Origin of the sequence: Vibrio caribbeanicus ATCC BAA-2122, from assembly GCF_000165125.1 — a bacterium.
GTDB lineage: Bacteria > Pseudomonadota > Gammaproteobacteria > Enterobacterales > Vibrionaceae > Vibrio > Vibrio caribbeanicus.
In genome coordinates, this window is record NZ_AEIU01000090.1 from 1 (window position 1) to 1356 (window position 1356).

Below are 1356 nucleotides of genomic sequence, written 5' to 3' on the forward strand. Positions count from 1 at the left end.
CCTCCAGAGTAAAAGATATGAGGGCGATGTTTGAGGGTGCCATCAGCTTTAACCAACCCATCGGTGACTGGGATACCTCCAATGTAGAGAATATGAGGAGGATGTTTAACGGTGCCAAAGCCTTTAACCAACCCATCGGTGATTGGGATACCTCCAAGGTATGGAGTATGGCGAGGGTGTTTTCAGGCGCCTCCGCCTTTAACCAACCCATCGGTAACTGGGATACCTCCAAGGTAAGGGATATGGAGAGGATGTTTAACGGTGCCACCGCCTTTAACCAACCCATCGGTGACTGGAATATCTCTGCGGTTAGGTACATGGTAGATATGTTTTTAGGTGCCAACAGCTTTAACCAAGATGTTCGCCAGTTTGAAGGTAAGTGGCAATTACAAGGCAACACTCTTACTTGTAATGACAGCCCGATTGGCGCGACCTTCAACCATCAAGGTCACACCTATCTGGTTGTTGACAGTGAGAGCATTAAAGACCAGGCCCAGCTCGATACACTGGAACAAGGCCAAATCCGCTTTTGTACCTCGAATGTGACTTACATGAATCGCCTCTTTAGCAATCGAGAGAACTTTAATGCCGATATTAGTGATTGGGATACAGCCAACGTAGAATATATGAGGGCGATGTTTAACAATGCCTCTGCTTTTAACCAGCCTATCGGTAACTGGGATACCTCCAAAGTAAGTAATATGGAGGAGATGTTTGCAGGCGCCGCCAGCTTTAACCAACCCATCGGTAACTGGGATACCTCCAAGGTAGTGAGAATGAATGGGATGTTTGCATGGGCTACCCACTTTAACCAACCCATCGGCAACTGGGATACCTCCAAGGTTGAAAATATGAGGGCGATGTTTGAAGGTGCCACCAGTTTTAACCAACCCATCGGTGACTGGGATACCTCCAAGGTTACAGATATGGACGGGATGTTTTGGGATGCCGACGCCTTTAACCAACCCATCGGCGGCTGGGATACCTCCAGGGTTACAGACATGGGGAGGATGTTTTTCGATGCCAATAGCTTTAACCAGCCCATCGGTGACTGGGTGACCTCCAGCGTAGAAACTATGTCGTCGATGTTTAAAGGAGCCTCCGCCTTTAACCAAAACATTGACAACTGGGATGTGTGGTTTGTCAAAGATATGAGTTGGATGTTTTCTCGTGCCTCGTCGTTCAATCAACCCATCACAGGTTGGGCTGCACCCATGGTGACGGATATGTCATATATGTTTTACCATGCGACGAGCTTTAACCAAGATATCAGTACTTGGATGGTGGAAGACTTAGAGTCTGTATACAGTATGTTCCAAGGAGCCTCTGCTTTTGACCAGGATTTGAGCGATTTGG

The 1356-nt window shown here is 47.6% G+C and carries 1 protein-coding gene; it reads left to right on the forward strand.

What is annotated here, in order from left to right; translation table 11 throughout:
- Positions 1–17: 17 nt before the first annotated feature.
- Positions 18–1356: BspA family leucine-rich repeat surface protein (locus tag RH40_RS14745; protein WP_081455020.1), on the forward strand; the 1339-nt coding region annotated here is incomplete at its 3' end.